The organism is Pararhodobacter sp. CCB-MM2 (assembly GCF_001691415.1).
Classification (GTDB): domain Bacteria; phylum Pseudomonadota; class Alphaproteobacteria; order Rhodobacterales; family Rhodobacteraceae; genus Pararhodobacter.
The window spans coordinates 35,236-61,098 of the sequence record NZ_LRRR01000015.1; the positions used below are offsets into that span (position 1 = coordinate 35,236).

The following is a 25,863-nucleotide window of genomic DNA, read 5'->3' on the forward strand; positions in this document are numbered from 1 at the left end:
TTGGCAAATGGATAGGCGGCTAGTAGCGAAGATGAAGGTTCCATTTTGTTATCTTTCAATGACTTAAGCGTCGGAATCGGCAGCAGAAGGGCCTACCAATTCCCGCCGTCATTTCCCTGCTGCTCACGCCCTGTTCGGGTGCGCAACCCGGCCTCGGAACCGGCGCGAAATTCCTTACGGACATTAACGGACATTACCGAATGATAAGCGCCCGGACCGGCTTTTATCCTTCGGTTAAGAACTCGCGCCTAGTTCTGCCCTCAAGACGCGGCACCCGATGCCGCCCTGCCCGGACCGCCAAGGTCTGGCCTGCGCCAAAGCAGGCCGATCCGGTCCTCAGACGATAGCGCGCGCCAGAAGGCCCGTCCTCTCATCCAAAGCGATGCCCTGCCTGTGGCTTCCCGCGTTCCCAAGGGACGCGACCGGATGCTGCTGTCCCGTAGCCCGGGTCCGCGCCTTGGCGCGCCGATGACGGCTGCGCGGATCCCCCCTGCCCGCCTTCCCCGCCGGCGGCCCGAACGAGGAAAGATTGACATGACACGCAGCATTCTGGTGGTCGACGACTCCCCCTCCGTGCGGCAGATGATCGCCCGGACGCTTCAAGGCGCGGGCTATACCGTCGACACCGCCGTCGACGGACAGGACGCGCTGGAGAAGACCCAGCGCAAGCCCTTCAACGCCGTCATCACCGATCAGAACATGCCCCGGCTCGACGGGCTGGGCTTTTGCAAGGCCTTCCGCTCGAAGCCTGAGAACAGCGGCGTGCCGGTCGTGTTCCTGTCCACCGAGAGCGAGGCGGCGATCAAGGAGAAGGCCCGCTCGGCCGGGGCGATCGGCTGGATGGTGAAGCCCTTCGATCAGGAAAAACTGCTCAGCGTCGTGCGCAAGCTGGTGGGTGCGTGATGGACGAGGAAACTTTCTCCCTATTCCGCGCCGAGGCCGAGAGCCTTGCCGAAAGCCTTGAAGAGCGGCTGCTGGCCTTGCGCGATGCGCCCCAGAACAAGGCGCTGATCGATGGTGTGTTCCGCGACCTGCACACGCTCAAGGGCACCGGCGCGATGTTCGGGCGCACCGATATCGCCGGCTTCCTGCATGACTTCGAAACCGCCTTCGAGGCCGTGCGCAGCGGCAGCGTCACCGTGGATGCCGAGCTGATCTCGATCAGCCTCGCCGCGCGCGACCATGTGGCCTCGCTGCTGGACGGCGGCGACGCTGCCGAGGGGGCGGCCCTGCTGGCGCGCCTGCAACAGCACCTTGGCCCCGTCGCCGCTCCGGCCCCGGCAAGCCCCGAAGCCGGGGGCAGTGACTGGCACATCCGCTTCACGCTGGCGGCCGATACGTTGGCTCTGGGCGGCAAGCCCGCGCTGGTGCTGGCGGAACTGGCCCGCATCGGTGCGCGCGATATCCGCCTGCCGGATGGCACCGCCTGGGATGCCGACAGCGAGGCACAGGCGGCGGAACTGTCGTGGGAAGCCGAGATCGACGGCGACACCACTGAGGCCGATATCGAAGGCGCCTTCCTGTTCTACGATGACGGGCTGGAGATGGTGCTCACGCGCCTCGACGGCACCGACACCGAGGCTGCGGCACCGGACGCACAGTCTGACGCGCCCCATGAGGCCGCGACGGATCTGCCGGCGACGCCTGTCCCGGGTCAGCCGGACATGACCGCGCCGCGCGCGACCAACTTCATGCGCGTCCCGGCCGAGCGGCTGGACGACATGATGGACCGCGTGGGCGAATTGGTGATCGCCGAGGCCCGCCTGATCGAGATCGCGGCCCGTTCCGGCGAGCCGGGTCTGGTGCAGGTGGCCGAGGATATCCAGCGGCTGGCAACGGCGATGCGCGACACCGCGATGTCGATCCGCATGACGCCCATCGGCTCCATTACCGGACGCTTCAAGCGGCTGGTGCATGATCTGACCATGGCCACCGGCAAGCCCATCGAGTTCATCACCGAGGGCGAAGAAACCGAGCTGGACAAGACCGTGATCGAGCGGCTGTCCGATCCCCTGATGCACATCCTGCGCAACGCGGCCGACCACGGGCTGGAAAGCGCCGAGCGTCGCCGCGCCATGGGCAAGCCCGAGAAGGGCCAGCTGCGCCTGAGCGCCCGCTATTCCGGCGCCGAGGTGCTGATCTCGCTCAGCGATGACGGGCGCGGGCTGGACCGGGACGCGATCCGCAACCGGGCCATCGACCGGGGTCTGCTGGCCGAGGGGGTGGAGATCACCGACGAGGCCCTGCACCAGATGATCTTCGAGCCCGGCTTCTCGACCGCTGCGGCGGTGACGGAGCTATCGGGCCGCGGCGTCGGCATGGATGTGGTGCGCCGCACCATCGACGAGCTGCGCGGCGCCATTGAGGTCGAGAGCGAGCCGGGCTTCGGGACCACCGTGACCCTGCGCCTGCCGCTGACGCTGGCGATCATCGACGGCCTGCTGATCGAAGTGGCCGGCGAGCGGTTCGTCCTGCCCATGGCCGCCGTCGAGGAGATCGTCGAACTGCCCGAGACACTGGCGCAAGAGGGCAAGGGCAATGCCTTCCTCGATATCCGCGATCGTCTGGTGCCCTTCCTGCGCCTGCGCCCGCTGCTGAACTGCCGGGGCGAACAGACGCCCTATCAGAAGGTGATCGTCGTCACCTCGGTCGAGGGTCGGGTCGGGCTGGTCGTGGACCGGATCATCGGCACCAACCAGACCGTCATCAAACAACTCTCGCCCCTGCATTCGGCGCTGAAGACCTTCTCGGGGGCGACGATCCTCGGCGATGGCTCGGTTGCGTTGATCCTCGATGTTCCGCATCTGGTGGCGCAGGGCATCGCCCAACCCGGAAAGGAGGCCGCATGAGCTTCTCTCCCCGCATCATGGCGCTGGCCGAGGCGGATGTCGTGACCTTCCGCCTTGGAGGCGAGGTCCTCGCCGTCCCGACCGCCGAGCTGCGCGAGGTCCTTGAACCCGTGACGGTGACGCGCGTGCCCGGCGCCACGGGCTTCGTGCCGGGCCTTGTGAACGTCCGCGGCGCCGTCGTGCCGCTGGCCGATCTGCGCGTCCCCCTGCGCATGCCCTTCGAGGCCGCGACCGAAGCCTCGCGCATCCTCGTGCTGGAGCTGAAACTCGCCGGTGAGAACACCGTGGTCGGCATCCTCGCCGACAGCGTGAGCGAGGTCACCCAGATCGGCGCCGACGCGCTGGAGGCGATCCCGCCCGTCGGCACCCGCTGGCCCCCGCGCTTCGTCGCAGCCGTCGGCCGCTGGGCCGGCGAGTTCGTCACCATTCCCGACCTTCCGGCGATCTTCGCCGAATACCTCTCCGGCCCCGCGGCCGGACAACCCTCCGGCCAAAGCGGCCGCTCCCCCACCGCCGGCGCCTTTGGCACCGCCCCCCAACTGCAGACGGAGACGCTCCAATGAGACTGACCATCAAGCTGAAACTGGCCGCGACTTTCCTTGTCATCATCGCCGCCGCCGCCTTTGCCATGATGCTGGCCCTGTCCGACCTGTCCAAACTCAGCGACGAGCTGACCGCCGTGGTCAATGGCGATGCCCAGCGCGTCCGCCTGTCCGAGGAGCTGGTCACCGAAACCCTGCGCGTGCAGCGCGACATGCGGGAATACCTGCTGACCCCCGACGAGGCCGATCGCCTGCGCGTCCGGGACGAGATGGCAACTGCCCGCCGTCGCCACGATGATACGCTGGATCGGCTGTCCGGTATCACCACCGAAGTCGGCCAGCGCGCGCTGGAGCAATACACCGCTCTGATGGGCAGCCTGCGCGACGTGAACGACCGGGCGATGACCATCGCCGACAGCGGAGATGCTGCACGCGCCTTCCGCCTCGTCAGCCGTGAAGGCATGCAGGTCTGGCGCGAGATGGAGACCTCGATCGGTGCCATCGTGCAGAACAACCTCGAGTCGATGGCCGAAGCCGACCGCGCCTCGGACGAGGCCTATGCGCAGGCCCGGTTCATTCTGATCTCGATCACCATCGCCGCCGCGATCCTCGGCGCCCTCGGGGCCGCCTGGATCACCCTCAGCATCAGCCGCGGCCTGACCCGCGCCATCGATCTGGCCCGCAAGGTGTCGGACGGCGATCTGACCAACACCGTCGCGCTGACCGGCAATGACGAAGTCACCGACCTGCTGCGCGCCCAGAACCAGATGATCGAGAAGCTGCGCAGCGTCGTCGGCGAAGTCTCGGCCGGGTCGTCGAACGTCGCCTCGGGTGCCGGTGAGATGGCCTCGACCGCCGAACAGCTGAGCCAGGGCGCGACCGAGCAGGCCTCGTCGACCGAGGAAGCCTCCAGCTCGATGGAGCAGATGACCTCGAACATCAAGCAGACCGCCGAGAACGCCAGCGAGACCGAGGCCATGGCCAAGAAATCGGCCGAGGATGCCCGCATCAGCGGCCGTGCCGTGGAAGAGGCCGTCACCGCGATGAAGACCATCGCCCAGCGCATCATGGTGGTGCAGGAGATCGCCCGCCAGACCGACCTGCTGGCCCTGAACGCCGCGGTCGAGGCCGCCCGTGCCGGCGAACATGGTCGCGGCTTTGCCGTCGTCGCCTCGGAAGTGCGCAAGCTGGCCGAGCGTAGCCAGGAAGCTGCTGGCGAGATCAGCGGGCTGTCCGCCGATACCGTCAAGGCCGCCGAGGATGCCGGCCGCATGCTGGAGGGTCTGGTCCCCGATATCGAGAAGACCGCCCAGCTGGTCAGCCAGATCAGCGGTGCCAGCCAGGAACTGGCGACCGGCGCGGGTCAGGTGAACATGGCCATCCAGCAGCTGGACAAGGTCACGCAGGAGAACACCTCGGCCTCGGAAGAGCTGTCCTCCACCGCCGAGGAACTGGCCGCTCAGGCCGAGACCCTGCGCGCCTCGATGTCCTTCTTCCAACTCGCCGCCGGCCGCGGCCAGCCTGTCGCCACGCCGGCCCGTGTCCGCTCGGCCGCGCCGTCGAAGGCCCCGCGTTCCAAGGCCAAGCAGAAGGCATCCGAAGGCTTCGACTTCGACCTTCAGGCCTCTGAAGACGAGCTGGACGCGCAGTTCATGCGCAGCGGCCGCAGCGCGGCCTGATCGAACCGGGGTGAAAGGAGACCGACATGCACAGGGATGAAACCGTCGTCACTTTCGGCATTGGCATGGCCTTGTTCGCCTTGCCGGTGGCCCCCGTGGTCGAGATCCTCGAGGCCCGCGAGACCGCGCCGCTCCCCCGGACCCCGCGCCATCTGCTGGGTCTGATCGACCGGCGCGGGATCTCGGTCCCCGTGGTCGATCTGCGGCGCCTGTTGGGGCAACCCGACCGTGAGGATGCGCTGGACACGCGCATCATCGTTCTGCTGATCGACACCGAGGGCCAGACGCGGCGCTACATCGGCCTGCGGGTGGACCGTGTGCTGGACGTCGCGCTTCTGGACGAGGGCGGCGAGACCCAGCTGGCCGAGGCAGAGATGCTGCGCTGGAACGAGCGTATGGTCGCCGGCATCGGCAAGCGGCAGGGCAAGTTCGTGACGGTCCTCGATGTCGACGGCCTGTTCGACGGCGAGCTGGCCGAGCTTAGCACCGCGGCGATGGTGGATTGAGATGCAGGCCGCCGTCAGCCCCCCCCGCCGCGGCCGGTTGGATCAGTTCCGGGATCTTGTGCATCAGGAAACCGGGATCCGGCTGCCACCGTCGAAGGACGTGATGATTGCCTCGCGCCTGCGCAAGCGCCTCATCGCGCTGGAGATGCCCTCGATCGACCATTACCTGTCGCATCTCTTCGATGACGATGGCCTCTACAACGAACTGCCCGAGATTATCGACCTTCTCACCACCAACAAGACCGACTTCTTCCGCGAGCAGGCCCACTACCGCCTGCTGAAGGAGCGGATCATCCCCGAGGCACTGGCCCGCACCCGCGCCGGTCAGGCGACGAAGTTCCGCTTCTGGTCCGCGGCCGCCTCAACGGGAGCCGAGGCCTGGTCGGCGGCGATGGTGCTGGCGCAGGCGGCGTCGGTGGACAAGCGGCTGGACTGGCGCATCCTCGGCACGGACATCTCGACCCGGGTGCTGGATATTGCCCGCACCGCGATCTACCCGGTGTCGGAATTCCACCCGATCCCGCCCGAGCTGCGCAGCACCTATATCATGACCGGCAAGGGCGAGGACGGGTTGCGCGGCCGCATCGTGCCCGAGCTTCGTGCCCGCGTCCGATTCGCCGAGATGAACCTTATCGAAACCCCTTATCGGATAGACCATGGGCTGGACGTGGCGTTCCTGCGCAACGTGCTGATCTATTTCGAACCGGCGCTGCAGAACCGCGTGGTGCGGGCTGTGGCCGCCCATCTGCGGCCCGGCGGCTACCTCGTCGTGGGTCACGCCGAATCGATGATCGTGCGCGTTCCGGGCCTGCATGCCGTCGCGCCCGGAGTATATCGTAATGAGGAGCGTCGCTGATGGGGAAGATCGAGGTTCTGATCGTCGACGACAGCCCCGCCGCCCGGCGCCTGCTGACCGACCTTTTGTCCGAGGATCCCGGCATCGCCGTGATCGGCACCGCCAATGACCCGTTCGAAGCCGCCGCCAAGATGCGCGAGGGGCTGCCCGATGTGCTGATGCTGGACCTCGAACTGCCGCGCATGGACGGGCTGACCTTCCTCGGCAAGATCATGCAGCAGCACCCGCTGCCGGTGGTGATCTGCTCCAGCCATACCGAGGCCGGCTCGCGCAATGCGCTCAAGGCGCTGGAGATGGGCGCAAGCGAGGTGATCGCAAAGCCGCGCCTGACCTCACCCGCCGCAAGGGCCGAGGCACAGATCCGCCTCAGCGATGCCGTGCGCGCCGCCGCGCATGTCGGGCGTCGCAAGGGCCTAGGGGCGCAGGCGACGACGCGCACCCCGCCGAAACCCGCACCCGCCCCGTTGCAGCCCGGCCCGAAACTGACCGCCGACGCGATCCTGCCGCCGCCGCGCGCGGGCGGTGTTGTGCCGGCTGGCCTGCCGCCGCTGATCGCCATCGGCGCCTCCACCGGCGGGACCGAGGCTTTGGCGACCCTCCTGCCGCAACTGCCGGCGACGACCCCGCCCTTGGTCATCACCCAGCATATGCCCGAGAAATTCACCACGACCTTCGCGCGTCGGCTGGACGGCCTGTCGCCGATGACCGTGCGCGAGGCCCGGCATGGCGACCGGACCGAACCCGGCCTTGCCCTGATCGCCCCCGGCGACCGGCACATGCTGGTGCGCCGTCAGGGCCGTGGCTACCGGATCGAACTGATCGACGGCCCCTATGTCGCGCGGCACCGGCCCTCGGTCGATGTGCTGTTCCGCTCGGTCGCCATCGCCGCCGGAAGTGCGGCCATGGGGGTCATCATGACCGGCATGGGCGACGACGGCGCGCGGGGAATGCTGGAAATGCGCGCTGCGGGAGGCGATACTGTCGCCCAGGACGAGGCCAGTTGCATCGTCTGGGGCATGCCAGGTGAAGCCGTTCGTCTGGGCGCCGCCATCCGTCAGGCTCCGTTGGACCGTCTGGCGCAGGAAATCACACGTTTCGCCGTCAAGGCGGGGGTTGCATGACCAAGACTTCGACCGCGACGAGGCTCATGGCCGAGTCGGTGGACCTCAACAGCTCCATCGAGCGCCTGTGCGAAGGCGCCGCCGTCCAGCTGTTCGAGCAGCTGGACGCGATGGAGGCCATGACGGACCTCCTGCACCGCGCCAGCGACATCGCCAGCGGCGAAGGGCAGGAGAATTTCCGCCAGTCGATCGAGGATGTCGGCAGCCATCTGGACACGGTGGCCCAGACCTATGGCGAGCTGGGCGAGATCTCGGGGCAGTTGAAGAAGAACGTGACCGACATCAGCGGTCGGCTGGACAGCATGAAGCGCGAGATCCGGCTGGCCTCGATGGTGGCGACGAATGCGCAGGTTCTCAGCCGCAGCCTGTCGGAGCGGAACGAAGCGCTGGAGCATTTCGCGCAGGACGTGAAGGACCTGCTGCAAGGCGCGGCCGAGACCACGGCGCGTCTGGCCGCCGAGATGGGCGAGGCCGATGTCGACCTGCGCCCCGTCACCGCCGCCATCAAGGAGCTGACCAAGGCCGTCAGCGGGCTTGAACAGCAGCGCCGCGCCCTGCCCGAGCAGCTGCGGATGCTCGCCGGCCTTCGCGGCCTGCACCGCACCGTCGGCCACGCGACCGAGGCCCATGCCCGGATCGTCGATGCCCTGCGCCATGCCGTCACCGATCTGCAAGGCGGGGACGCGGCCCGGCAACGGCTGGAACATGTGGTCACCATGCTCAAGCGGCTGGACCCGGCGCCCGGCGGCGAGGTTCGCCCGGTGATCGAGGCGCTGGCCGCCGCGCAGCTGGCCGATACCGCCCGCACCTTCGGCGCCGAACTGACGGCCGCGCTGGCGCAACTCCGCATCATCCGCGATTCCCGCCGTGCCGCCGGGGCCGCCGTGCGCGACCTCGCGAGCATGGGCGTCACCCGGACCTTCGACTCGGTTGGTCGCCTGCTCGGGCAGCTCAACGCGGGTCTGTCGCAGCTGGCCAGCATCACCGCCGAGATTGCGCCCGAGATCGCGCGCCTGTCGCAGGGTTATGCCCGCGGCGCCGCCTCGGTCGAGGCCATCGCCGGGCTGGAGGCCGAGATGCACGGGCTGGGCATCAATGCGATCCTCGTCGCCCGCAAGATCGGCACCCATGGCCAAGCCATGACCGAGGTCGCGCGGCAATTGCGCGAATGCACCGGGCGGATCGGCAAGGAGAGCCAGTTCATCATCGAACTCGCCCGCGCGCAGGAGGCCGGCGCGACCCGCTTTGCCGCCGGGTCCGGCACGGATGGCCATGAGGAACGCACCCGCCTGCAGCAGCTGGAAAGTGAGACCAAGGCGCTGGCCCGCACCTTCGCCGAGGCCGAGAGCCTTCTGGGCGACACGGAATCCGGCCCCCTGCCCCAGATCACCCGCGGCCTGTCCGAACTGGCGCGCCGCAACACCGGCGTGGCCATGGTCCTTCCGGATTCCGACGCACAACGCTGGCCGGCCTCGCTGTCGCCCAGCCAGCGCATGGCGGTCGATGCCGCTCGCACGCTTTACACCATGCAGGCCGAGCGCCGGATCCACGACATCCTGTTCCCGCCCCAACCCGACAGCCGAAGCGCGCCGGCCCCGCTGAAGCTGGTCGCCAACGACCACCCGCGCAGCGCCCCCTCTGTCCCGGCGTTCGGCGAGGGTGATTCCGATGACGACGTGTTCTTCTGAGAATCGGTGGGGAATCGCACGCGGACTCGAATCGAAAAATCCGGCAAGACGATTAGGACAATTTTCACAATTCTTCCCTAGCTAAGACAAGAAGAAGCGCCGATAGTCACAATGTGTCCGCGAATCGGGGGAAAGCCCCGAACTAAGGCGAGAACGTGGCAGCTTCGGGTCGGCGACAGGAAGTCGTGACCCACTTTTGCCAGACCCCCGACAAGATCATGGAACGCGACTCTCCTTACGGGTGAGTTCCGCTAAACCTTTGCCCTTTTGAAAGAATCGGCGTTTCCGATCATTAATGAGTCATTGTCAAACTCTAGTCGGAGAGCTGAAATGAACATCCTGGTCGTCGAAGACAACAGCCTGATGGCGCAGCTGATCCAGAGCGCCCTGACCCGTCAGAACTTCGCGGTCGAGGTGGTTACCGATGGAACGTCGGCCATTGACTCGCTGCAAAAGCAGCCCTTCGACATGGTTATTCTCGACCTGCGTCTGGGCGACGAATACGGCGTCGACATCCTGCGCAAAGCCCGCGCCATGAACATCAACACCCCGGTCATCATCCTCTCGGGCGATCTGGACCCGATGACCAAGGTCGAGGCCTTCACCTCGGGCGCCGACGACTACGTCACCAAGCCGTTCAAGGTCGAAGAGCTGGTGGCCCGCATCCACGCCGTCGCCCGCCGCGCCCAGCGCGCCAACAGCCAGGAAATCCAGCTGGGCCGTCTGGTTCTGCGCCTGCACGACCGTTGCGCCATGGTCGAGGACACCGTCCTGAACCTGACCCGCAAGGAATTCGATCTGCTGGAAACGCTGGCCTCGCAGAAAGGTCGTACCCTGAACAAGGAAGCCATTCTGGAGCGCATCTACGGTGGCCGCGACGAGCCGCAGCCGAAGATCATCGACGTGTTCGTCTGCAAGCTGCGCAAGAAGCTGGCCGATGCGCTGGGTGGTGACGGCGTGATCCGCACCGTCTGGGGTCAGGGCTACACCATCGAAGATCCGGCGATGACCGCCCCGCGCGTCAAGCGCGCCGTCTAAGCGCCGTACCCTGTCAGGTCAGCCCTTGATCTCGAGCGATCAGGGCGGCCTGGGTGCGGTTCGCCACGCCGAGATGTCGATAGATCGTCTTGACGTGCAGCTTCACCGTCGCCTCGGACAGCGACAGCTCCAGCGCAATCTGCTTGTTCGACTTCCCGTCGCACAGACCGCGCAACACCTCCCGCTCGCGCTTGGACAGCGCTTGCAGCCGCCCGTCGGGTACCGTTTCGGTCTCACGCAGCAGGTCCGCCGGCAGATAGGTCTCGCCCATCAGCATGAAGGCGACCGCATTGCGCACCGATTTGGCCGGAAGCGTCTTTGGAATGAAGCCCGAGGCCCCGGCCTCCAGCGCGGCTTCGACCACGCTGCGGGTCACATCGCCCGACATCAGCGCCACGCGCTTGCCGCGGCCGTTCTGAATCGCATCGCGCAACCCGTCGAGGCCGTTCATCCCCGGCATCCGGTAATCCAGCACGATCAGATCCGCCGGCCCGCTGGCATTGGTTTCCGCCACGACATCGTCGTAGCTGCCGACCCCTTCGACATCCAGATCAGGCTGACCGTTGAGGAACATCACCAACGTGTCGCGCAAGAGGTCGTGATCATCCGCTATCAAGACACGCACAGTGTTCGCCGCCTTCGTATCCAACCCAATTGGAATCAACCTAGAGCGGTATTTCTGAATTGTGAATGCCTAACTCTCAAGTTCTTCGAATCACGGTGTTTACACAGAGTCTTCCTTGCCACAGGGGCAGCCGTGATCGCGGACGCGGATCAGCTGTCCAGAAGCGGCAGGAAAATGTCGAACCGCGTGCCTTTTCCGGGGCTGGACTCCAGGCACAGCGCGCCGTGATGGTCCCGAACGGCCTCGGCAACGATGGGAACGCCCAGCCCGGTGCCCTTGTCGCCCTTGGTCGAATAATAGGCGGCAAAGACATTGGCGCGGGTCTCGGGCGACATGCCGGGGCCGTCATCGATCACCGAAACCCGGGCATATCGGCGCCCTGGCTCCAGCGCGCCGATATCGAACTTCCGCTTGGCATCTTCGGGCGTTGGCTCGGCGAGGATCAGCTGGATCCGCCCCGGCCCCTCCTTGGGGGGCGCGTCGATGAGCGCGTCCCGCGAGTTGATGCAAAGGTTCATCGCCATCTGCATCAGGGCCACGGCATCGCCCATGACCGGCACCTCGGCTTCGGGCAGTGACGTGACCAGCCGCAGCGGCGGCCGCAAACCCGCCTGCACCAGCGAGGCCGCATCCGAGAGCGGCAACCGAAGGTCCAGCGCGGCGCTGCTGCCTTGCTTGCGGCCCAGCGACATCAACCGCCGGACCAAGCCCGCCGCCTGCTCGACCGCGGTGCCGATGGTCTCTGCCAAGCCGCGGGTATCGGGCGAGTTGCTCTCCTCGATCAACCCCGCCGCGGCCGAGATCGCAGCCAGCAAGTTGTTGAAATCATGGGTGAGGCTCATGGCCATCAGGCTCATGTCCTCGCGCCGGCGGGCGAGCGCGAGCTCCTCGCGCATGCGTTCCCGCTCGGCCTGTGCTTTCAGCCGCTCGGAGATATCGCGCAGCATGTAGAGGGTGCCGCTGTCACTGTTACGGCTGGCGGTCAGCTCGATCTCGCTGCGCGATCCGTCGCGCAGCTGGATCTGTACCTGCCCGCGCCAATAGCCCGAAGTGTTCAGCGCCGCCTCGGCCGTACCGTAGAGTTCCGGCGGGGCCATGCCGGTGAAGACGTCCTGCCAGGCGAGGCCCAGCAGGTCCTCGACCCGGTTGAAGGTCATCAGCGACAGCGCCGCTTCATTGACATAGACAACCGTCCCCTGCTGCGCGACCAGCACCATCGCATCGCGCGACGCATCCAGCGCCCGGCCACGGTCGGCCAGCGCCCGACGTTCGGCATCACGCAGGTCGGTGATGTCGGACAGCAGCAGAATGCGCCCCCCGTCCGAGGTCGGCGCCTGAACATGCCGGAACCAGCGCCCGCCCAGCTCGGACATGCGCGAGACACGGCGCTTATGGACGAAATCGTCGATCTGACGTTCGACCCAAGCGTCCTTGTCGACGGTATTGCCGGCGAACTCGCCCCCGCGAACGCCCCGTTCCAGCAGAGTGCGCAACGCGAGGCCCGGCACCAGACGGCCGGCCATTTCCGGGAACAGCGCTTTGAACGGCCCGTTGCACAGCACCAGTTTCTGATCGGCGTCGAACAGCAGGAAAGCGTCCTGCATCATGTCGACGGCGTTCTTCAGACGCAGGCGAGACGCCGCTTCAGCCGCGAGAGCCTTTTCCAGCCGGCCGGTCTGTTCGCGGCGTTGGGTGATGTTGCTTTGCACGGACATGTAGCCCGTGACCGCCCCGCCTTCGTCGAAGATCGGCTGGACATTGAGATCGACCCAATAGGGCGTACCGGCCTTGGTGACGTTGAGGATCTCGCAGCGTACCGGTTCGCCGGCCTGCAGATGACGCCGCATCAGCGCGACGGTCTCGGGATCGGTCTCAGGGCCATGCAACAAGTCCCCGGGCCGACGGCCTTTCACATCGGCCAGCGTGTAGCCCGTTTGCGCCTCGAACGCGGGGTTCACCCATTCGACCCGACGCTCGGCATCGGCGATGACCACCATGTTCGTCGTGCTCTGGACGATCTTGCTCAGCCGCTCGATTTCCAGCCGATTCATCTGCCGTTCGGTGACGTCACGCATCAGCAACACATGGCCAGGCGCCGTGCCGGCGGTGTCGGCCTCGCGCGGGGCGGCCGAGAACGAATACCAGCGGCGGCGCCCCTTCGACATCATCGGGAAGCGGTCGCCCATCTGCCCCGCGACCCCGGAATCGGCGGCCCGCAGCAGCTCGGTCAAGGGGCCGGCCTGATCCGGGAAGGCCTCGGCCACGGTTTGACCGATCAGCCGGTCGGCGGGGACCGGCAAGTCAACCCGCGGGCCCGCATGCAGCGCGGTGATCCGCAGATCGGCATCGAGTTCCATCACCGTGTCCGGCAAGGCGTTCAAGGTTGCCGCCAAGCGCTTTTGCTCACGCTCCTGCTCGGCACGGGCGACATGGACCTCCTCCCGCAGCGGGAGGCGGGTCAGCAGCGTCGCGATGACCGCCGCCAAGGTGCGGGCAAGCTCGATCTCGGCCGGGAGATAGCGGCGCGTATGGGTGCAGGTCTCGATCCCGAGGAAGCCCATGTTATCAACCCCTTGGCGCAGGGTCAGGGCCAGATGCGAGCGCGCGCCATGATCTTCCAGCAGGAAGCGCAGGGGATCGTCAGCGGTCAGGGCCTGCGTGTCGGGCACATGGACTTGCCCGTGCCGCAGCAGCTCCAGCCAAGCGCCGGGCGCGCGGCCGCGGGGCAGGTCTTGCCGCTGTGCGATCAGCGGCTTGATACCCGGTGCGACCCATTCATGCGTGGCCGACAGCCGCTCGGACCGCAACTCCACGATCACTTCGATTCGGTCGGCACCGAGGAATTGCCCCAATTGCACCAAGGCATCTTCGATTGTCGCGCTGGTTGCCTCTTCGGGCGCGACCAGCATCTTCTCCACCAAAGCGGCGCCCATGGCCTGCGCGGCAACAGCGCGCTCACGGTCACCGGGCGCAGGGTCCAGCCGCAGATCCAGAAGGCGCAGCAGGCCCACGACTTCGTCGAGCCGTCGTTCCTCCGCCTCGGACAACAGGCGCGAAGCGGGCAGGCCCAGCACCAGAAGCAGCGGATCGGCCGCGCGCGAGTTGCGCCGCAGGACGCGCGTGACCAGCGTCTCATCGATCAGAACGTCGCCCGCCTTTTGCGCCGCGGCGGCACGGGCCACGGCGCCTTCGCTGGGCAGGGGGCCGCTGTCCGGCGCGCCCTCGCGCCGCAGCCGCATCGCTTCGGCGGGCGAGACGTCGGGAGCCGGATAATCGCGGGCCAGGATGACCGGTTGAGCCCCGTCGCGGCGCAAAGAGAGAAGCGCACAGCTGTCTGCGCCAAGCGACGCGGCCAGTTGCTGGATCAGATCGCCGATGGCCGCGCGTTTGGCGGGATCGGTCGCTGTCTCGTCTTCCCCGGCACCAGAGCCGGAGGCCGCCACGCTGCGTAGCGCCACGGAAAGGGCGCAGGTCCACGCAGCGTCAGGACTTTCGGTCATTCATCAACTCATGCTGGCCAGCATCTCACGGGCCTGAATCACATCGCGTTTTGCCGTGGCGAGCAAGCCGGCAAGATCATCCTGACCGATAGGAAGCGCCGAGCGAAGCCTCTGGGCCACACCCCCCGAGCCTTCCATGCCCAGCGTCAGGGCCGCGCCCTTGAAGCTGTGCAGCACGGAATCCTGAGCCGCCGCATCGCGCGCAGCCAAGGTAGCGCCCAGCGAGGTCTCCAACCCGTCGATCTCCAGCGCGAAGCGGTCGATCAATTGCTCCAGCATTTCGGGCCCGAGAGCTTCGGCAAGGTCTTTGAGCTGTTCGTTCTCGATCTCGTCTTCCTCCCGCACGGAAGCTTGGGCCGAAGCCTCTGCCGCCACACTCGATTGTTCCACCGTCCCGGGTCGGGGACGCGTGGGCCGGAACTTGTCGAGAACCCGTGTCAGGCCCTCGGTCGTGACCGGCTTTGCCAGAAAATCATTCATTCCTGCCGCAAGGCAAGCCCGACGATCATGATCGAACGCATTTGCCGTCACGCCGACCACGGGAACATCCTGTCCCCGCGCCCGGATGACGCGCGTTGCCTCAAGCCCGTCCATATTCGGCATCTGCATGTCCATCAACACGATGTCCGGCGTCAGATAGGCCAGAATATCCACCGCCTCCTGCCCGTCGCGGGCATGGGTGACGCGGTGCCCAAGGTAATCCAGCATGGCGTGGATCACCGTGTAGTTGATGTCGTTATCCTCGACGACCAGCACATCCATCGCCAGCGCCGGCTGCGGGATCGGCCGGGTCGGCAGATCCTCGGCCGGGTCACGCGCGGCGCCCAGAGGCTCGATCGGCAGCTCGAACCAGAAGGTGCTGCCCTTGTCAGGCTCGGATTCGACACCGATCTGGCCGCCAAGCCCCTCAACGATCCGGCGCGAGATCGCCAGCCCGAGCCCGCTGCCACCATAACGCCGACGATGCGAGCCATCGATCTGGCTGAATTCCTTGAACAGCCGCTTCTGTTCCTCAGCGGAAATGCCGATGCCGTCGTCTTCGACCTCGACGCGCAGGAAATAGCCGTCGACAAGGCGCCCCGTCACGCGGACGCCGCCTTCATGCGTGAACTTGAGCGCATTGCCGATCAGGTTGATCAAGACCTGCCGCAAGCGGGTGTCGTTCACCTGCACGCGCTGCAAGGGCAGATCGATCTTCAGCGACAGCCCGGCGGCGGCTGCCTGTTCGCCGAAGGCGCCCGACAACAGACGCCCCATCGCGGCAAGGTCGGTCTCGGCCTTGTGCTGCTCGATGGAACCCGCATCGAGGCGCGAGAAATCGAGGATGCCGTCAATCAGGTCGCGCAACAGATCCGCCGAATCGCGCAGGGCAGAGAGTTGGCGCTCCTGCGGGCCCTTCATCTCGGCCAGCGACAACAGCTCGGCCGAGCCGATGATGCCGTTCAGGGGCGTGCGAATCTCATGACTCATGGTCGCGAGGAAGGCGGATTTCGCCCGGCTCGCCGCCTGCGCGCGCAGGGCTTTGCGGCGGCTGCGCTCCTGCAGGAGCGCCATCAGCTGGTTCGACCGGGCAATCTTGCGCAGTTGAAGCAGCATCAGCACGAAGATCCCAAGGAAGGCGAGGATCAGCACCAGCGCCAGCCAAGCCAGATTCTCCTGGATATCGAGCCGCGTCAGCCGGTCGGCGAGGCGCATTTCATTGGTGGCCGAATTCGCCTGCAGCAGCATGTCGTTGGACACGCCAAGCCATGGGTCCAGCGCCGCCTCCAGCGCTTCGACGGCGGCCACATAGCCGGGGTCCGCGGGATCAAGCGCGTCCATCTGCGGCGCGAGGCCGGTGACGAAGGCCGACAGTTCGCGCGACTGCTGCTGCAGCGCGCCCTCGCCCGTCAGATCCAGAAAGAACGAACCCCGTTCCAGCAAAGTCACCCGGCTGTACAGGATGTCGTAGCTGGTCATCATCGCTGCGTGGTTGGTGCGGTCGTCGTGCTGTGCATCCCCGCCCGCGATCGACACCAGTTCGAGGTAATGGTGCAATTCGTGGATATGGCGATCGGCCTGGAAGATCGCCCAGACCGCATTTTCGCGCACGATGGCGTCCATCTCGGCATCGGCGTCCAGAAGTTGCATGAACAGCAACCACGCGGCACCAACGGTCAAGATCGCCACGGAAGCAAGGGCCGCGACGCCAAACTTGTTGCGGGACCGGCCCGCTATTTGGCGCCGCGCCTGTTTCACGGCTGAACCTCGATCCGGGCAACTTGCCAGACGGAGCGGCCGAAATAGACCTCGTTGAGCAGTTCGGGATGCTCATGGAACGGGTAGATCACGAACAGCGGACCCTTGTCGCGGACCGACAGCTCCTCACCGTTCAGGCGCGACGCCAGAATGGTGTTGAACTCGGAGATATCATCCCACGGGAGCGAGGCCGCGAAGTCATTCAGGGCGATCACCCGCAGCTCCGAGCCCTCGGCGCCGACGAGCTGCATCAGGTCGCTCAACAGCGGGCCCGAGAAGGTCTGTTCGCCGTCGTACCACGGGGTCTCGACGGTGGATTGGTGTTGTGGCAGGGCGTCCAGCATCGCCAGGTCCAGCGCGGCGGCTCCGTCGGCGTTGGTGTCCGAAACCGCGCCCGAGATCGTCAGGATCACGGGGCCGGTCGGCGAAGGCAGCATATCGGCCTGTGCCGCGCCTGCTCCCAGCAGGGCGGCCGCAGTCACGGCCACAATAAATCGCATCATCATCTGCAGTCTCCATCCTGCAAGGTCTGAACAAGCCGCCGGGCGTCGAAAAGACGGCAGCGGTGTGTCCTGTATGAGGCGTTAAAATTAAGGCATCGTTTGCACGCCTTCTGCGTGCCCTTCCCGTCTCCCGTTGCCGTTCTGGCCCAAGCATCGACCTTCGATCAAGCTGCGAAACCTGTCGATAAAAAGGCAAACGCGCGACGGCGGGATTTCCGGCGAAATTTCGCCACATCAATAAGTTGTATTTGCGTCAGGCGGTCTTCGCCTGATCGAACCGCGCCCTCAGCGCCGCCGCCAGAACGGAGCCGGTGAAAGGCTTGGACACGCAATCGTCGAAACCGACATCGCGGTAGACCGCGACCTGATCCGGGCGGGCATTGGCCGTCACCGCAATCGCGGGCACTGGGGACCGGCCCTGCAGCCTCTCCTGCTGGCGGATGGTGCGGATCACATCGGTGCCGGCCATCATCGGCATGTTGATATCCAGAAGCAGCGCGTCGTAGCGACCATCCTGCCAGCGTTCCAACGCTTCGGGGCCGTCCTCGCACAGGGTCACGTCGGCCCCCATCCGCGTCAGCATGGTCTTCAGGATCATCCGGTTTGACCGGTTGTCATCCGCCACCAACAACCGTTGGCCCTGAAGATCCGCGGCCGAGACCGCGTCAGCCTTCCCTATCGCCAGCGGCAGGCTCACCCGAACAAGCGTCCCCTCGCCCGGCGCCGATTGCATTGTGATGGTGCCGTTCATAGCCTCCACCAGCCAGCGGGTGATGCTGAGGCCAAGCCCCGTCCCCTCGAACCGGCGGGCGATCCCGTCGTCGAGCTGCGCGAAGGGTGTAAACGCGGCCGCCTGTTCCTCAGGGCGCAGGCCGATGCCGGTATCCGAGACGGTCAGCACGATCCCCTCGGCCGAGGACAGATCCAGCCGCACCGAGGCATTCCCCTGCTCGGTGAACTTGATCGCGTTCGAAGTCAGCGCGGCGATGATCTGACGCAGCCGCTCCTGATCGCCGAGCCGTTCTTCACGGTGAAGGCCATCGATCCCCCAATCGAGGGACAGCCCCTTGCTGGCGGCCGCGGCCTGCCAATCGCCCAAGGCATCCGACAGGACAGAGGCCGGATCGAAGGGGGCTTCGTGGATTTCCAGCTTGCCCTGCTCCATGCTGGCGACATCCAGCACATCCGAGACCACAGTCGACAAGCGTCTGGCAGCCTTGAAGATTTCCGACACGAACAGGCGTTGGCCGGGTTTCAGCTCGTCGCGTTCAAGCTCCTCGGTCAGGCCGATGAGCGCGGTCAGCGGTGTGCGCATCTCGTGGCTCATGGTGGCGAGGAACACCGACTTCGCCTTGCTGGCCTGCGCCGCAAGGTCGCGCGCCCGGGCCAGTTCGCTCACATCGTTGGCGTGCCCGCGGTAGCCGGCGAAGGCGCCCTGTGCGTCGTGGAACGGCACGGCGCTGATCTGCACCGCCCGCGTCCCGCCGTTCCTCAGTTGGAAATGCGCCATGCGATGCTCGACGCGGTGATGCGGCGCGGCGAACAGCCTGTCGATCGTGTCGCCCTTGCCGTCCTTTTCCGCGATACGGCCGGGCAGCGCCGAGACGGGAAGCGTCAGCGCCTGATCCGCCGTCGTGCCAAGGGCCAGCGCCAGCTCGTCAGAGACATAGCTGAAGCGCAGCTCGGCATCGAGTTCGAAGAACCACGCGCCGCTGAGGCGGGCGATGTCGGACAGCCGGTTCGCCATCCGCTCGTTGGCCTCGCGCATCTCGATGATATCGGTCACGTCCCGTCGCGCGATCACGAGGTGCCGCGCCTGCTCACCGGCCTCGGGCACCGGGGTCAAGGTGACCTCGCTCCAACCCTGATTGCCGTTCACGTTGACGACTGGGATCACGAAGCTGCCCGGCTGCCGCGCGGCGACGGCCCGCTGCAGCGCCTCGCGCTCGGGCGTCTCAGAGCCGCAATTCCACAGCGGACACGGCGGGTTACCGAGGATCTGGTCGGCGTCGAAGCCGGTCTGCTCCAGCAGCGACTGGCTGACATGCAGGATCGGCAGGCGGGGCTTCTGGGCATCGGCCACAGCGATGGGCGAGCCCGAGAAATCGATCAGCGTCTCCATCAGCGCCTGCCGTTCGGCGGCATCTTTTTGGGCGCGGTGCAGCTCCAGCAGGTTGCGCACGCGCAGGCGCAGTTCGTCTACGCTGACCGGCTTTTGCAGGAAATCCGTGGCCCCGGCGCGAATGGCCGATAGCCGGGTTTCGCGGTCGCCGTCGGCGGTGATGACGATGATTGGCAGATGGCGGGTTTCGGGACGCGCGCGCAGGGTGGCGACGGCCTCGATCCCGGTCATGTCGGGCAGGCGGTTGTCGAAGATCGCAACATCGGTGGGCTCGAGGCAGGCCTCGATCCCGGCTTGCGCGGTCTCGGCGCCGACCACCTCGCAATCGGGCAAGGTTTCCAGCGTCGATGTGATCACACGCAAGATCAACTGGTTATCGTCAACGGCGACAAGACGCACAGCGCAGCTCCGGCACAGGGTTCGGCGACGACGCTAAAGGTTCGTGGTAAAGTGAGGGTAAAGGCCCTTCGCGGATCAGGAAACAGGGTAAATTACCCGGTGCGACGGTTTCCCGCACCGGGCGTTATCGTTGGGCTGATGGTCAGAGCGGGTAGTGCATCGGGCCGTTCTGGATGGTGATCCAGCGCAGTTCGGTGAATTCCGCGATGCCCCAATTGCCGCCGAAGCGCCCGTAGCCCGAGGCCTTCACGCCGCCGAAGGGCATCTGCGCCTCATCATGCACAGTCGGGCCGTTGATGTGGCAGATGCCGCTCTCGATCCGCTGCGCCACGGCCATCGCCGCGTTGATATCGCGCGAGAAAACCGCGCTGGAGAGGCCGAACTCGCTTTCATTGGCGATACGCACGGCCTCGTCCACCGACATCGCCCGCATGATCGCGGCAACCGGGCCGAAGCTTTCCTCGGTATAGAGCCGCATGTCGGGGGTCACGCCATCCAGGGCTGCCGCGTTCAGGATCGGACCTTCTCCGCCGCCACCCAAGAGCCGCGCGCCCTTGGACACCGCGTCCTGGACCAGTTCGCGGACCCGGTCGGCAGCCTGCGCGCTGACCAGCGACCCCAACGGCGCGTTGGCGGCGCGCGGGTCACCGGCGGGCAGGCTTTCGACCTTCTTGGCAAAAGCCTCGACAAAGGCGTCGCCCGCCGCGCCGACGGGGATGATCCGTTCGGTCGACATGCAGATCTGGCCTTGGTTCATATAGGCGCCGAAGCCCGCCGCCGCGACGGCTGCGTCGATGTCCGCGTCCTCCATGACGATCATTGGAGCCTTGCCACCCAATTCCAGCAGCGCGGGCTTCAGGTAACGGCCGCAGAGCTCGCCGATCACCTTGCCGACGCGGGTGGAGCCGGTGAAGTTCACCCGGCGCACGGCGGGGTTGGCGATCAGCGTCTCGACGATCTTCGGCGCCTCGTCCGGGTGGTTGGAGATCGCGTTCAGCACGCCCGCCGGGAAGCCCGCCTCGGCGATGGCCTCGACAATCAGCGCATGGGTGCGCGGGCAGAGCTCCGAGCTCTTCATCACCACCGTGTTGCCGCAGGCCAGCGGCGTCGCCAGCGCCCGCACGCCGAGGATCACCGGCGCGTTCCACGGCGCCATCGCCAGCACCACGCCCGCCGGCTGGCGGACGGCCATCGCGGTCGAGCCGGGGCGGTTCGAGGGGATGATCTCGCCCTTGATCTGCGTGGTCAGCGCGCCGGCCTCGACCAGCATGTCGGCGGCGAGCATGACGTTGAAGCGCGCCCAGGCCTCGGTCGCGCCGATCTCGTCCTTCATCGCCTGCACGATGTCGTCGCCCCGCGCCTTCAGCGCCTCGGCGGCGGCGAGCAGCTTCATCCGCCGCTCCTTGGGGCCGGTGGCGGCCCAGCCCGGGAAGGCGCGCGCGGCGGCGTCCACGGCGGCGGTCGCATCGGCCAGCGAGGCGGCGGCGGCCTCGGTCACCACCTCGCCGGTGATCGGGTTGGCGCGCTGGAAGCGGCGCTCGCCCTCGGCCGCGACATGCTTGCCGTCGATGAAAAGGTTCAGGATTTGCATGGGGTTCTCCTGCGGGTCATGCGGCCGGCGCCCCGCCGAGGAAGGCGGCGGCGACGGCGGGGTCGTTGCGAAGTTGGGCGGCAGGGCCGGCGCCGATGATGCGCCCGGCTTCCAGAAGATAGGCGCGGTCGGCAAGGGCCAGCGTCGCGGCGGCGTTCTGCTCGACGATCATCACCGTGAGCCCGCCGGCGCGGATCCGGCCCAGCGCCGCGAACAGCTCCTGCGCGACGATGGGCGCAAGGCCGAGCGAGGGCTCGTCGAGCAGCAGAAGGTCCGGCGCGGACATCAGCGCGCGGCCAATTGCGACCATCTGCTGCTCGCCGCCGGACATGGTGCCAGCAACCTGCGCGCGGCGCTGCGCGAGTTTCGGGAACAGCGCGAAGACCTCGTCACGGCGCTGTGCGGCCCCGGCCTGCGCCCGGCGGGGCAAGGCGCCGAGCGAGAGATTGTCCTCGACACTCATCGCCGGGAAGATCCCGCGGCCTTCGGGGACCAGCGCGATGCCCTCCTCGACCAGCTGGTGCTGTGGCAGGGCCAGAAGGTCGGCGCCCTTGTAGCGGATCGTGCCCGAGGCCGGTTTGACCCGCCCGCCGACCGCCCCCAGTAGCGAGGATTTCCCCGCCCCGTTTGCACCGAGGATGGCGACCATCTCGCCCGCGCCGACCGTCGCGTTGATGCCATCCAAAGCGGTGTGCTTGCCGTAACGGACGGAAAGATCAGCGATTTCAAGCATGAGCATCCACCTGTCCCAGATAGGCCGCGATCACCTGCGGATCGGACAGCACCGCGCCCGTCTCGCCATCGGCGATCAAGATGCCCGAGTTCATCACCAGCGCACGGGGGCAGAGCGCCCGGACGGCCTCCATGATGTGTTCGACCATCAGCACGGTGATCCCGGTCTCGCGCAGCGAGCGGATCAGCGCGATGCCCTGTTGCAGCTCGGTCGGATTCAGCCCGGCGAGCCATTCGTCGAGCAGCAGGAGGCGCGGCTCGGCGGCCAGCGCACGGGCCAGTTCCAGCCGCTTCTGGTCGATATAGGTCAGATCCCCGGCCCTCAGCCCCTCGCGCCCCTTCAGCCCGACCTGCGCCAAGGCGGTCTCGGCGACGACCTCGGCGGCGCGGCCCCAATGGGCCTTGGCGCCGAAGACCGCGGGGATCATCACGTTCTCCATCAGCGTGAGCGAGGGCAGGATGCGCACCAGCTGGAAGGTCCGCGCGACCCCGGCGCGAGCGACCACATCGGGACGGCGGCTGCTCAGCGTCTTGCCCTCCAGCGTGATCACCCCGCCGCTGACCGGCAGCGCGCCCGAGACGAGGTTGATCAGCGTCGTCTTGCCCGAGCCGTTCGGGCCCAGAAGCCCGGCGATCTCGCCCTCTTGCAGCGTGAACGAGACCTCGTTCACCGCCGTCAGCCCGCCGAACCGCTTGGTGGCCTTGTCGATTGTGAGGAAACTCATGCCTTCCTCCTTTGCCGCAGCTGCTCGATCCCCGCGAGCACGCCATGCGGCAGCAGGAACACCACGCCGATGAACAAAAGGCCCAGCAGGATCGGATAGGTATCGGGGAAATCGGACGACAGCCATTCGAAGATCAGGAACAGCGGGACCGCGCCCAAGGCCGGGCCCCAGAGCCGGTTCGCGCCGCCCAGAAGCGCCATGATGACGGTCAGGAAGCTGACGGTCGGGTTGAAGACGATCGAAGGCTCGACATAGACCCAGCGCGGCGAGGCGATGGCACCGGCGAGCGTGATGATGGTCGAGGCCAGCACGAAGGCGATCAGCTTCACCCGCGCGAGATGGATGCCGGAATGCGCGGCGACTGTCTCGTCATCGCCGATGACGCGCAGGGCGAGGCCCAGACGGCGACGGTGGATCCAGGCGGTCAGCGCGATGGTCACGGCCCCCAAGCCCAACATCTGCCAGTAGATGTCCTGCGGGGTCAGATCGAGGAAGATGTAGCGGCCCAGGGTGCCGGTGACATTGACCTCGTACCAGGTGATCAGCTCGCGGATCAGCTCGGACAGGCCGAAGGAGAAGATCACGAAATAGATCCCGGCAAGGCGCAGGGTGGACAGGCCCACGACCAGCGCCAGACCCGCGCCGATCAGCCCCGCCGTGGCCAGAACCATGGGATAGGGCAGGCTCTCGTTCAGCACGGCGACCGTGTAGGCGCCGGTGCCGTAGAAGGCGACGGTGGCGAGCGAGATATAGCGGGTATGGCCCGAGAACAGCGCCCAAGCGGACGCCAGCGTCACATAGGTGGCGATGCCCAGAAGCAGGCCCAGCTGATAGGCCGAGGCATAGAGCGGCGCGATGGCCAGCAGGGCCAGCGCGGCCAGCGGCAGCGCGTACGTGAGGAAAATGCGCATCGGACTCATCTCCGCCGGAACAGCCCTTCGGGCCGCCACAGGAGGACAATCAGGAACAAGGCGAAGGTCGCGGCCAGCGTCAGGCCGGGGTCGATGGCGGTCGCGACGAAGGTCTCAACGAGCCCCAGCGCGAGGCCCGCGGCCAAGGCGCCGCCGACATTGCCGACGCCCCCCATGATGACGATGACCAAGGCCTTCATCGTGAAGACCACGCCGCCCGTCGCGGAAAACGTCTGGTACATCGCCAGCGTCCCCCCGGCGACCGCGGCCAAGGACGAGCCCAGCGCGAAGCCCTGCCGCATGGCGCGGTCGACATTGATGCCGACCAAGGGGGCCGAAACCGGGCTCAAGGCCACGGCGCGCAGGGTCAGGCCCCAGCGGGTGCGGGCCAGCGCGACGACCAGCGCGGTGCCGGCGACGAGGCAGATGCCGAAGGCCACCAGCCGGTTCGCAGCGACGGTCACGCCCAGCACCGAGACGCCCCGGTCGAGATAGGAGATCGAGGTGAAATTCGGCCCGAAGACCAGAAGCAGCACGCCCTGGATGAGGAACAGAAGGCCGAAGGTGGCGAGGATCGAGTCGACCTCAAGCCGCCCGCTCGCGCCCGAGCGTTTCACCAAGGGCCGCATCATCAGCGTGTAGAGCGCCCAGCCCAAAGCATAGCCGGCCGGCGCGAGAAGGAGGATCGCCACGAGGGGCGAGAGGCCGAGGCCTTGGAAGGCCCAGACCAGCAGAAAGGCCGCGATCAGCGTCAACTCGCCATAGGCGAGGTTCATGATCCGCGCGATCCCGTATTGCAGCGTCAGGCCCAGCGCGAGCAGCGCATAGGTGCCGCCGAGGACGACGCCCAGAATGAGGGTTGTGAGAAGCATGGTTCCGTTTTCGGATGGGGCGCGGAGCCCGTCAGCAGGGCTCCGCGCAGAGAGGTCTTACCAGTTGGGACGCGGGATGATCGGGGCCACGGCCCCCTCGCGGTCACCCGGGTTCACGGCGCGGAAGGACCCGCCCTGCCACTGACCGACCCACCACAGGTCGCGCAGCTGGTTGTCCTCAAGCTGGACGGTGCCGATGATCGTCTCGAAGCTGCCGGTCGAAATCTCCTCCGCCAGCGCCGCGTGATCGAGGCCGACCCGCTGCACCGCCTGCTGCAACATCTCCAGCGAGGCATAGGTGATGGCCGAGGCCCAGCTGTCGGGCGGGGCGCCGACGAAGGCGGTGTGATCCTCGAAATAGCCCTGAATCGCCGGCGAATCCGCGTTCACGCCGCCGATGGACATCACGCCCTCCTCGGTGTTCTCGGCGATGCGCGGATAGATCGGGAAGGCCCCGCCGACGCCCACGTAGAAGACCGCCGGGTTGTAGCCCATCGAACGCGCCGTGCCGGTCATGCCGAAGCTGTCGGGCGGATAGCTGAAGGCGATGAAGCTGTCCGCGCCCGAGCCCTGCGCCTCGTTGAGAAGCGGCGCGAAATCCGAGGTGCCCAGCGGGTAGGTCGCGTCATAGACCAGCTCGAAGCCCGCTTCCTCGAAGGCGGGGCGCGCGCCGTTGATCAGGTCGATGCCGAAGCCATCCGCGACCGAGACGACGGCCACCTTGTTGTTGATCGTGCCAGCCTCATGGGCAGCGGCCAGAACCTCGACCAAGCCAGCGGCATAGTCATGCCCGCCGCCCAGCATCCAGAAGCTGCGGTCCCAGCGCGCGGCGAATTCCGGCGCGCGGTCGGTCACCGCGGTCACCGCCAGTTGCGGATAGCCGAAGCGCGCGAACAAGGGCGCCACGGCGAGGTTCGCCCCGGTGCTCCAAGGCGGCAGGATAAGGTCGACCTCATCCTCGGTGGCCAGACGCTCGATGGCGCGGACCAGATCCTCGTTGGACGAGCGGTCGTCATATTCCACCACCTCGATCATCCGGCGCGAGCCATCGGGCATCTGCAGCCCGCCGGCCTCGTTCACATGGTGCACCCAGAGCTCGTAATTCGGGATCGTGGTGATGCCGGCGCCGGTCGCATTGGCGCCAGTGCGCGCGACGGCGTAGCCGATGGTGACGGTCTCTTGCGCGAAGGCCGCACCGGCGCTCAGGGCGAGCCCCGAAACCAGCCCAAAGCCAAGGGCGCGCAATCCGGCGCGCCGGGTCATGTTGGTCATGTCATCCTCCCTTGCCGCGCCCTCCCGCGCGGTCTCCCCCCGATCTTGCCCGGTGGCCTGACTCGGCTTCCGAACTGCGGGGTGAGGAAAGGCT

General features: G+C 66.9%; 20 protein-coding genes. 9 read left to right on the forward strand and 11 right to left on the reverse strand.

All coding sequences use genetic code 11. The annotated features are described in order from the left end of the window. The first annotated feature begins 534 nt into the window (after positions 1 to 534). From BCY78_RS14800 to BCY78_RS14840, 9 genes are all read left to right on the forward strand, one after another. Positions 535 to 903, forward strand: a complete 369-nt coding sequence (locus tag BCY78_RS14800) for a response regulator (RefSeq protein WP_068303373.1) — start codon at positions 535 to 537, stop codon at positions 901 to 903. After that, a complete protein-coding gene (locus tag BCY78_RS14805; protein WP_199523163.1) occupies positions 903 to 2,849 on the forward strand; it encodes a chemotaxis protein CheA in 1,947 nt (648 codons plus the stop codon). Before BCY78_RS14800 ends, BCY78_RS14805 begins: the two co-directional genes overlap by 1 nt. Further along, positions 2,846 to 3,412, forward strand: a complete 567-nt coding sequence (locus BCY78_RS14810; protein WP_068303379.1) for a chemotaxis protein CheW — start codon at positions 2,846 to 2,848, stop codon at positions 3,410 to 3,412. The genes BCY78_RS14805 and BCY78_RS14810 overlap by 4 nt, the downstream gene beginning before the upstream one ends. Beyond that, a complete protein-coding gene (locus BCY78_RS14815) occupies positions 3,409 to 5,070 on the forward strand; it encodes a methyl-accepting chemotaxis protein (RefSeq protein ID WP_139103179.1) in 1,662 nt (553 codons plus the stop codon). Before BCY78_RS14810 ends, BCY78_RS14815 begins: the two co-directional genes overlap by 4 nt. Positions 5,071 to 5,096: 26 nt before the next feature. After that, the gene (locus tag BCY78_RS14820) at positions 5,097 to 5,576 is read left to right on the forward strand and encodes a chemotaxis protein CheW (RefSeq protein WP_068303383.1); all 480 of its coding nucleotides are present in this window, start codon (positions 5,097 to 5,099) and stop codon (positions 5,574 to 5,576) included. 1 nt (position 5,577) lies between these two features. Continuing rightward, complete coding sequence (locus BCY78_RS14825) at positions 5,578 to 6,432, forward strand: protein-glutamate O-methyltransferase CheR (protein ID WP_068303385.1); 855 nt, start codon at positions 5,578 to 5,580, stop codon at positions 6,430 to 6,432. Next, complete coding sequence (locus tag BCY78_RS14830; RefSeq protein WP_068303387.1) at positions 6,432 to 7,553, forward strand: chemotaxis response regulator protein-glutamate methylesterase; 1,122 nt, start codon at positions 6,432 to 6,434, stop codon at positions 7,551 to 7,553. The genes BCY78_RS14825 and BCY78_RS14830 overlap by 1 nt, the downstream gene beginning before the upstream one ends. Continuing rightward, on the forward strand, positions 7,550 to 9,241 hold the full coding sequence (locus BCY78_RS14835; RefSeq protein WP_068303392.1) for a hypothetical protein: 1,692 nt from the start codon (positions 7,550 to 7,552) through the stop codon (positions 9,239 to 9,241). Before BCY78_RS14830 ends, BCY78_RS14835 begins: the two co-directional genes overlap by 4 nt. 330 nt (positions 9,242 to 9,571) lie before the next feature. After that, entirely contained in the window at positions 9,572 to 10,279 is a 708-nt protein-coding gene (locus BCY78_RS14840) for a response regulator transcription factor (protein WP_068303396.1), read from the forward strand. A 13-nt stretch (positions 10,280 to 10,292) separates the two neighbouring features. Here BCY78_RS14840 and BCY78_RS14845 read toward each other — a convergent pair whose 3' ends face one another. From BCY78_RS14845 to BCY78_RS14895, 11 genes are all read right to left on the reverse strand, one after another. Further along, complete coding sequence (locus BCY78_RS14845) at positions 10,293 to 10,904, reverse strand: response regulator transcription factor (protein ID WP_068303399.1); 612 nt, start codon at positions 10,902 to 10,904, stop codon at positions 10,293 to 10,295. Between the two features lie 149 nt (positions 10,905 to 11,053). Then, positions 11,054 to 14,404, reverse strand: coding sequence for a PAS domain S-box protein (locus tag BCY78_RS14850; protein ID WP_068303402.1), 3,351 nt, complete (start codon positions 14,402 to 14,404; stop codon positions 11,054 to 11,056). 3 nt (positions 14,405 to 14,407) lie between these two features. Continuing rightward, positions 14,408 to 16,534, reverse strand: coding sequence for an ATP-binding protein (locus tag BCY78_RS14855; RefSeq protein WP_139103180.1), 2,127 nt, complete (start codon positions 16,532 to 16,534; stop codon positions 14,408 to 14,410). A 104-nt stretch (positions 16,535 to 16,638) separates the two neighbouring features. After that, on the reverse strand, positions 16,639 to 17,148 hold the full coding sequence (locus BCY78_RS14860) for a molybdopterin-dependent oxidoreductase (RefSeq protein ID WP_139103181.1): 510 nt from the start codon (positions 17,146 to 17,148) through the stop codon (positions 16,639 to 16,641). Between the two features lie 250 nt (positions 17,149 to 17,398). After that, positions 17,399 to 19,666, reverse strand: a complete 2,268-nt coding sequence (locus tag BCY78_RS14865; protein WP_068303408.1) for a response regulator — start codon at positions 19,664 to 19,666, stop codon at positions 17,399 to 17,401. A 142-nt stretch (positions 19,667 to 19,808) separates the two neighbouring features. Next, entirely contained in the window at positions 19,809 to 21,257 is a 1,449-nt protein-coding gene (locus BCY78_RS14870) for an aldehyde dehydrogenase (protein WP_068303411.1), read from the reverse strand. A 16-nt stretch (positions 21,258 to 21,273) separates the two neighbouring features. After that, complete coding sequence (locus BCY78_RS14875; protein WP_068303538.1) at positions 21,274 to 21,990, reverse strand: ABC transporter ATP-binding protein; 717 nt, start codon at positions 21,988 to 21,990, stop codon at positions 21,274 to 21,276. After that, positions 21,983 to 22,714, reverse strand: a complete 732-nt coding sequence (locus BCY78_RS14880; RefSeq protein WP_068303413.1) for an ABC transporter ATP-binding protein — start codon at positions 22,712 to 22,714, stop codon at positions 21,983 to 21,985. The genes BCY78_RS14875 and BCY78_RS14880 overlap by 8 nt, the downstream gene beginning before the upstream one ends. Next, entirely contained in the window at positions 22,711 to 23,625 is a 915-nt protein-coding gene (locus BCY78_RS14885; protein ID WP_068303415.1) for a branched-chain amino acid ABC transporter permease, read from the reverse strand. Before BCY78_RS14885 ends, BCY78_RS14880 begins: the two co-directional genes overlap by 4 nt. Before the next feature lie 5 nt (positions 23,626 to 23,630). After that, positions 23,631 to 24,497: a branched-chain amino acid ABC transporter permease gene (locus BCY78_RS14890; RefSeq protein WP_068303417.1), complete on the reverse strand. Its 867-nt coding sequence runs from the start codon at positions 24,495 to 24,497 to the stop codon at positions 23,631 to 23,633. Positions 24,498 to 24,554: 57 nt separating this feature from the next. Continuing rightward, positions 24,555 to 25,769: an amino acid ABC transporter substrate-binding protein gene (locus BCY78_RS14895; RefSeq protein WP_068303420.1), complete on the reverse strand. Its 1,215-nt coding sequence runs from the start codon at positions 25,767 to 25,769 to the stop codon at positions 24,555 to 24,557. Between the last annotated feature and the right edge of the window lie 94 nt (positions 25,770 to 25,863).

What these genes read in the sequence shown, in the direction of transcription:
- BCY78_RS14800 (WP_068303373.1), top strand. Translation starts at nt 535, where the DNA reads ATGACACGCAGCATTCTGGTGGTCGACGACTCCCCCTCCGTGCGGCAG.
- BCY78_RS14805 (WP_199523163.1), top strand. Translation starts at nt 903, where the DNA reads ATGGACGAGGAAACTTTCTCCCTATTCCGCGCCGAGGCCGAGAGCCTT.
- BCY78_RS14810 (WP_068303379.1), top strand. Translation starts at nt 2,846, where the DNA reads ATGAGCTTCTCTCCCCGCATCATGGCGCTGGCCGAGGCGGATGTCGTG.
- BCY78_RS14815 (WP_139103179.1), top strand. Translation starts at nt 3,409, where the DNA reads ATGAGACTGACCATCAAGCTGAAACTGGCCGCGACTTTCCTTGTCATC.
- BCY78_RS14820 (WP_068303383.1), top strand. Translation starts at nt 5,097, where the DNA reads ATGCACAGGGATGAAACCGTCGTCACTTTCGGCATTGGCATGGCCTTG.
- BCY78_RS14825 (WP_068303385.1), top strand. Translation starts at nt 5,578, where the DNA reads ATGCAGGCCGCCGTCAGCCCCCCCCGCCGCGGCCGGTTGGATCAGTTC.
- BCY78_RS14830 (WP_068303387.1), top strand. Translation starts at nt 6,432, where the DNA reads ATGGGGAAGATCGAGGTTCTGATCGTCGACGACAGCCCCGCCGCCCGG.
- BCY78_RS14835 (WP_068303392.1), top strand. Translation starts at nt 7,550, where the DNA reads ATGACCAAGACTTCGACCGCGACGAGGCTCATGGCCGAGTCGGTGGAC.
- BCY78_RS14840 (WP_068303396.1), top strand. Translation starts at nt 9,572, where the DNA reads ATGAACATCCTGGTCGTCGAAGACAACAGCCTGATGGCGCAGCTGATC.
- BCY78_RS14850 (WP_068303402.1), bottom strand. Translation starts at nt 14,404, where the DNA reads ATGACCGAAAGTCCTGACGCTGCGTGGACCTGCGCCCTTTCCGTGGCG.
- BCY78_RS14855 (WP_139103180.1), bottom strand. Translation starts at nt 16,534, where the DNA reads ATGCAACTTCTGGACGCCGATGCCGAGATGGACGCCATCGTGCGCGAA.
- BCY78_RS14860 (WP_139103181.1), bottom strand. Translation starts at nt 17,148, where the DNA reads ATGATGATGCGATTTATTGTGGCCGTGACTGCGGCCGCCCTGCTGGGA.
- BCY78_RS14870 (WP_068303411.1), bottom strand. Translation starts at nt 21,257, where the DNA reads ATGCAAATCCTGAACCTTTTCATCGACGGCAAGCATGTCGCGGCCGAG.
- BCY78_RS14875 (WP_068303538.1), bottom strand. Translation starts at nt 21,990, where the DNA reads ATGCTTGAAATCGCTGATCTTTCCGTCCGTTACGGCAAGCACACCGCT.
- BCY78_RS14880 (WP_068303413.1), bottom strand. Translation starts at nt 22,714, where the DNA reads ATGAGTTTCCTCACAATCGACAAGGCCACCAAGCGGTTCGGCGGGCTG.
- BCY78_RS14885 (WP_068303415.1), bottom strand. Translation starts at nt 23,625, where the DNA reads ATGCGCATTTTCCTCACGTACGCGCTGCCGCTGGCCGCGCTGGCCCTG.
- BCY78_RS14890 (WP_068303417.1), bottom strand. Translation starts at nt 24,497, where the DNA reads ATGCTTCTCACAACCCTCATTCTGGGCGTCGTCCTCGGCGGCACCTAT.
- BCY78_RS14895 (WP_068303420.1), bottom strand. Translation starts at nt 25,769, where the DNA reads ATGACCAACATGACCCGGCGCGCCGGATTGCGCGCCCTTGGCTTTGGG.